Here is a 6145-nt window from a genome sequence, read left to right as displayed (position 1 = left end):
GGAGTGGTGCATGAGTACCCGGATTTTTCTGGGTTGATTGGCCTGGGCAAGGAAGGGCAACGGCCTACCATTCCATCCCCAGGAACACGCAGGGCATCATCAGCCGAACGAATCGGCGGTTCACGGAGGCATGCCATCGCCGCCGATACGGCGTCCTCGCGGTCATCGACGGCGCTGATCGCGCGACGCAGGGTCGCGGGTGACAAGAGCAGATCCACAATGGATGTGGTCCTCCGTGGATGCGTTCCACGGATCGCGCCGCACCGAGATGCGTGAGGCGAGGGCGCGTGGTCGGCGGGAAGGTCGCGCCTCCCGATGTCCCGGACGGGGAGCGCCATGCAGGATAAGCTGCGAACGGGGAAAGCAACCGCCCACAGAACCATGATGGCGCATGGGGCGTGTCGCCATAAGCCGGAAACTGATGAAGCACAATCAGAATCGACTGATTTTAAGCGGCGAAGATCCGGCCTTGCTTGTGCATTGGAACCGGATATTTCTTATTGCAATTTAGGCTGGCGGTGACTCAGCTTAGGATGGGCCCGATGTTGGGTGGCCGATATTTCATAATAAAACCATGATTAAAATTAACCGCTGCAAAGGCGCCGTGCGTCGCACAAATTTGGGATGCACCAGTCGATCGACGGCAGGATGGGCAGGACGTGTGGTGCTTGGGCGACTGGGAGACGGTTGACGACGCCCAACGTCGAGACGCCGCGCAGCGATGCGGTATCGGTACCCGACGGGTGATGTGACGGCCGAGCGGGCGGCGAATAGCGATGGTTGGCCGCCAGGATGTTGTCAAGCCCTTGTCAGTCAAGGCTGTCAGGCGGATTGCGTACCTGCATGGGGTGCAGGCGAGCGGCGCGTCGACAGCGTGATTGATGCGGGCACACTGCTCCGTGCGTAGGACAGCCGGTACTATCTGGTCACCGCGAACGTGACGTTGCGTGAGACCACGGCTGCAGTGCCGGTGCGCGCGCTGGGCCTGGCAGGCGGCACCGACCAAGAGTCGATCGCGTGGCTGCGCCAGTGCATGATGCGCGAGTATCTCCCGGTGCCCGATGGTGGCAACGCCGACGACTATGTGACGTGGGGGCTGGAGGTGCCGAGTGTGACACGCGCGCGGTGCGCCCCGAATTAATTGGGGCTCGGCGCAGTGGGGGCGGCACGACGACCCCAAACCGATTGCGGATGGCGCGGCGTGTGCGGTGGTCGACGTGCATATCGAAACGCGCCGGCCGGTCACCGCCGAGGTATGTGGCGGTGGATCGCAAAGAAGCAATTGCCGAAGCGAATCGCGTGCGGAACGCGCTCAAGTCCTTGTAGGCATTGCTTTTTGCTGGGCCCGGACCCCGCAGGGCCGGAATTCACCGGTTTCTCGATACGTAAAGTGCGTATAACACGTATTCATTATTCCCAGAGGCCACTATGCCGACCATCACCGCTACCTAACTGGCTCGCCACACGCGCCAGATCCTGGATCAGGTCACCCAGCGAGGCGAAACCGTGGTGGTCGAACGCAATCGGACCGTAATCGCGCGCCTGGTGCCCGCCGAACCCGTCATGAATGCCACGCAGGCGCTCGAGGGCCTGCCGCTGAGCCTCGGTGCCGAATGCGGCCCGCTGGCTGCACGACAGCCGCGCTGGCTTCGACGATGGAGTGCGTGATCCGTGGGCATGATCATTGACAGCTGCGTGTGGGTCGGACTCGCCGGTGGTACCGTCAAATCACGCCCCGTGATCGACACCGCCGGCGATGCACCAGTGTTCATCTCGACGATCCCGTTGGGCGAACTGGCGTTTGGCGTGCAATCATGCGCAGACGCCACCGAGCGTGCGCGGCGGGCTGCCCATCTGCGTCAGCTCGAGCGGCGCCCCGTGCTCGACATCACGCGCCACACCGCGGCCGCGCTCGGCGTGCTGGCGGCTGCTGTCAAGCAGGCAGGCCGCTCGCCGGGCCCTCGCTATAACGATCTGTGGATCGCGGCGCCGGCGATTGAGCACGGCTACGCCCTGATGACGCTGAACGTGGTGGATTTCGCGGACCTGCCGGGATTGACCGTGGTCGTGCCGGCGACCGCTAGCACAAATTGACCGATCCCGTTACGAGACCCCATGCCCACCTTGAAACTGACCGCGCGCGTCGAACACGACATTCGTGAGCGCTCACGAAAGCGACGACGCTCAAACCGAACCGCTACGAATGCGGCCTCGCAGTCGGTGCCGCGCTCGGCGCCCTAGGTTATTGGGGACGTCACCCTTGAGATAGGCGTGTCGGCGCTCGACACCCCGTACCGGGCCGATCGTGCGCGGCTGAAAGCGCTCATCTTCGTGCCGGCCGGCACGCAAACCTAACCGGAGCCTGTGACGCGCAACGAATGCGACCAGCAGGCCGACGTGTTCTGGGTACGTCGGCCCTGTCAACAGGAGCCGAAATCACGATCCCGAAGCGTATCTGCGTCATGTGCTGGCGCGCATCGCCGATTACTCGATCAACCAGATTGATGACCTACTGCCCTGGCGGCTGGCACAGGATCTGGCTTGGTCCTCGTACAAGATTGGCGCGTCGGCGCAATCTAGGACAATCGAGTGCATGCGAATCTCGCGCCACTCCTTGAACAGCTTGAGCGTACGGCCTTGCGGCCATAGACGCTCGTCGACATACCGGTCCTCAAGCGTGCGTTCGAAGATTACCTGCCAGTGCTTCTGCAACCAACGCTTGTCAGCAGCATCGGGATCATTGCCGGATGAGGGAACCAGAAAGGCGTTTGCGTTCTCGCTGGCTTGCGCCAGTGTCAAGGCCATGTCGGGGGCGGAATCGTCGCTGTTGATCCAGGCTACGAACGGAACCCACTATGGCAATAACCAGGTTCGCGATAAGGCGTGGCTCCACTGGCATCTCGGCGATCTCGATTGGAAAGCCGCCATGCTAAAGCAAGACGGTGGCAGCGCCACTCTTACGTTCAAATGGGAAGTAAAGTTGGATCTTTTTCGGGCGTTACGATCAGGAAAGCTCGGGCCCACTAAACGGGGTGCCCTCAAGAAACGGATTTTTACGTACGCTAAGCCTTCAGGCCAAGGGTTTCGAGCGTCTCTGCGTAACCCGGAAGATTCCTTCGACTTAGGAGCCTGCCGATTAGCTTCTGGCTCCGCTTGCTATTCACTCCATACGTCGCCGAATCAGCATGTGAGGCGCTTTCGGAAGAAGACGACACGCTCGGTTTCCTCGAAGCCGAGAGCGCAGTGCAATGCCTGAGCGCGGACATTGTCTACCTGTGTATCGGATGCGAATTCGGTGCAGTCATGTGCGGAGCCCCATTGACCGATGGCGGCACACAATGCTTTCGCAATGCCTACCCGGCGCACATTTGGCATGACGTAGATGCCTTCGAGAAAGAGCACAGGTGATGTCTTGCAACCGTTGACGTAGTCGTGATGCACTGCGGCTTCGGCGAAACCAATCGGCGCACTATCGGAAGAAAAGGCAATGAATGTCGCATAGCGATGCTGGTCGGCCAGCAGCCGCTGGGTTTCGAGAATGTGCTCGTCGTCGCTCACGTGTTGCCAGAGCAAGCGTCGCAGCGAACACCACGCACCAATGTCATGGGGTAAAACAGCCCGAACCGTAAATGAGACAGAAGGCATGCTTGAATGGGTAATCGATTTAGCGACGGTTTGTCAGATTGGAGCATACCCTATCCTGATGTCAGGAAACTCTATCAGAAACATCAGGATAGGGCTATCTTCTGAATTGTTTGACACGTCATGCCGAACGCCATCGATTTCAGGGCTGACATTTTCACTGGATTGTCCCGTCGTGAAGAGCGGTCAACGAGTCGGCTATGTGCGGGTCAGTTCGTTCGAGCAGAGCGCCGAGCGTCAGCTTGACGGCGTCGAACTGTGTCGCATCTTTACCGACAAGGCGTCGGGCAAGGACACGTGACGGCCACAGCTCGATGCGCTGCTGAGTTTTGTGCGAGCCGGCGACACGGTGGTGGTTCACAGCATGGACCGGCTCGAGCGAAACCTCGATGATCTGCGGCACATCGTCCAATCGCTCACGCAGCTCGATGTACGCATCGAATTTACAAAGGAATGCTTGGCGTTCACGGGGGAAGACTCACCCATGGCGAACCTGATGTTGTTGTCAGTGATGGGAGCGTTTGCAGAGTTCGAGCGCGCGTTGATGCGGGAGCGCCAACGCGAAGGCATTGCGCTCGCGCGTCAGCGCGGCGCGTATCGCGGCCGCAAACCAACGTTGTCCACGCACAGGTCGCGGATGTGCGGCGTCGCGTCGAAGCCGGCGAACGCAAGGCACAGATCGCGCGTGACTACGGGATAAGCCGGGAAACATTGTCCCAGTACCTGCGCTCGCCGAGGTGACACATGCCTCGTCGGGAACTCCTTACGTCCGCTCAACGCTTCGAGCTGTTCGCCTTTCCCGAGGACGAAAGCGAGCTGATCCCGCTTGCCACGCTATCGAAGGAAGATTTCGCCTTTGTGAGGCAACATCGCAGCGATCACAACCGGCTCGGCCTGGCTGTTCTCATGATCCATTTGCGGCATCCCGGTCGGGTGCTGGGTCCGAGCGAGAAGCCGCACGCGCCTGTGCTCGGTATTATCGCAACTCAATTGCGGGTTTCGCCAGCCGTGAGGGATCTGTATGTCCAGCGTGACGAAACCCGGCGTGAGTATCTGCAGGAACTCCTTGCCCGTTCAGGGCTTGTCCAGTTTACGCGCCGACACTATCGCGGGCTGTCCGAGTTTCTGCTGCCCGTCGCCATGCAGACGATTCAGGGTATCGTGCTCGCGTGCGCCGCGGTGAATGAACTGCGACGTCAACGCGTGTTGCTGCCGCCCATCGCTGCGCTCGAGAAGCTTTGCGTGGCAGTGGCGACCAAGGCCGAGCGTGAAGTGTACGGGCTGCTCACCGAGCCATTGACTGATGAGCAACGTGCGGCTCTCGACGCGCTTTTGCCGCCTTACGGCGAGCGCCCTGTGAGCAAATTGGCGTGGCTGAGGCAATCGCCTGAGGGCCCCAGCGCCAAGGCCATGATCGCGCATATCGAGCGGCTGAAGGCGATCCGCGAGCTTGGCCTGCAGCCTGACGCCGGTCACAGTATCCACCAGAACCGGTTTCTGCGGCTTGCCCGCGAAGGCGGCCAGACCGCCGTCTATCAGATCGAGGAGTGCGAGACCGACAGGCGCATCTGAATTACCAATCGCCTGCCGCGTTCGCACAGCGCTTCTATCTGAATCAGATCGCCGCTTAACCCGTTGGCCTCCACGAATTCCGTCCGACCTCAATCAATGGTCGTGCGGTTTATTCGCAAGACATTTTTTAAGTCTTATAGACAGTCCGCACCATCACGTCCATTGACTTCATCGAATGTTTTGTACGTTCAAAAACCGATCATCGCGCTCGCTTCACGTAAAACTTCCTCAGTCATCGTGCGAGAATCAACACATCTCCCTCAATATGGCTCTGCGAGGTCCGGTCGTGCGTCGAAATTTCCTTCGCCATCGAGGTTTTTTCCAACCCCAAAGCACTCTCCGAATCGCATTGTCGATAGCGTCATCCCGGCGTCGTCCTGCAAGACTCCGGCCTCACCCGCACCGCACGGCCCCTTGTAGCCAGCAAGTCGACCATACTCGGCGAGGTAAGGAAGCGGGTATTCAGATTTCCCTACGGCGCTGCTTTAATCTGCAATTGAGACACAACCGACTCACGTTGAAGCGGCCACCCATCGTCCGAGCGGAGCGCAGTCTACCATTACGGTCGATCAATGCCGATGCCGACGAATTCACACGGAGGAATTTCCTGCGACCGAAGGTAATAGACACGTCGGCGCCCGCGTGACCGGCATACGATGTCCCGCAAGCGCTTCTCATCGGACTCAGCCTCGTGAATTGGATCCAAGCCGGTCGACATCCTCTGGAGCTATGCCCTAACCACAAAGGAGAGCCATGCCCTCATCCGTTAGTCAACACCGCAGATCCTCAGGCAAGCACTACAACAACACTCAAAGGTATGTTGGGGACGATGTCAGTCAGGCACGAACGAATGCCATTGCACGCACACCAAGCAACCCTGTTGCCCACGCCCAAGCACATCTCATACTGCTGGGATTGCTGTCGATTTCGA

At 59.8% G+C, this 6145-nt stretch carries 5 protein-coding genes, 2 pseudogenes and 1 riboswitch; of the genes and pseudogenes, 5 read left to right on the top strand and 2 right to left on the bottom strand.

Features of this window, described 5'->3' with window-relative positions:
• Positions 1 to 82: 82 nt before the first annotated feature.
• Positions 83 to 150: riboswitch (Fluoride riboswitch) on the bottom strand.
• Between the two features lie 787 nt (positions 151 to 937).
• From WS45_RS36535 to WS45_RS33495, 3 genes and pseudogenes are all read left to right on the top strand, one after another.
• Positions 938 to 1141, top strand: coding sequence for a baseplate J/gp47 family protein (locus WS45_RS36535; protein ID WP_059596246.1), 204 nt, complete (start codon positions 938 to 940; stop codon positions 1139 to 1141).
• A gap of 530 nt (positions 1142 to 1671) precedes the next feature.
• Complete coding sequence (locus WS45_RS14580) at positions 1672 to 2094, top strand: type II toxin-antitoxin system VapC family toxin (RefSeq protein WP_059533358.1); 423 nt, start codon at positions 1672 to 1674, stop codon at positions 2092 to 2094.
• Between the two features lie 346 nt (positions 2095 to 2440).
• Positions 2441 to 2527, top strand: a pseudogene (locus tag WS45_RS33495) (transposase domain-containing protein); the annotation flags it as partial.
• On the opposite strand, the gene WS45_RS34985 reads toward WS45_RS33495, so the two are convergent.
• Complete coding sequence (locus tag WS45_RS34985) at positions 2485 to 2805, bottom strand: hypothetical protein (protein ID WP_059533356.1); 321 nt, start codon at positions 2803 to 2805, stop codon at positions 2485 to 2487. The pseudogene WS45_RS33495 and the gene WS45_RS34985 overlap by 43 nt on opposite strands.
• Before the next feature lie 375 nt (positions 2806 to 3180).
• A complete protein-coding gene (gene aac(6') / locus WS45_RS14570) occupies positions 3181 to 3645 on the bottom strand; it encodes an aminoglycoside 6'-N-acetyltransferase (protein WP_059533354.1) in 465 nt (154 codons plus the stop codon).
• A 172-nt stretch (positions 3646 to 3817) separates the two neighbouring features.
• On the opposite strand from aac(6'), the pseudogene WS45_RS35875 reads away from it, so the two are divergent.
• Positions 3818 to 4383: pseudogene (locus tag WS45_RS35875) on the top strand (recombinase family protein).
• Between the two features lie 3 nt (positions 4384 to 4386).
• Positions 4387 to 5214, top strand: coding sequence for a DUF4158 domain-containing protein (locus tag WS45_RS14555; protein WP_059691474.1), 828 nt, complete (start codon positions 4387 to 4389; stop codon positions 5212 to 5214).
• Positions 5215 to 6145 lie beyond the last annotated feature (931 nt).

It is taken from the genome of Burkholderia sp. RF2-non_BP3 (genome assembly GCF_001522185.1).
Classification (GTDB): Bacteria; Pseudomonadota; Gammaproteobacteria; order Burkholderiales; family Burkholderiaceae; genus Burkholderia; species Burkholderia diffusa.
The sequence above is the reverse complement of the archived record's forward strand: the minus strand, read 5'-3'. Positions and strand labels throughout refer to the sequence as shown.

What these genes read in the sequence shown, in the direction of transcription:
- WS45_RS34985 (WP_059533356.1), bottom strand. Translation starts at nt 2,805, where the DNA reads ATGGCCTTGACACTGGCGCAAGCCAGCGAGAACGCAAACGCCTTTCTG.
- WS45_RS14555 (WP_059691474.1), top strand. Translation starts at nt 4,387, where the DNA reads ATGCCTCGTCGGGAACTCCTTACGTCCGCTCAACGCTTCGAGCTGTTC.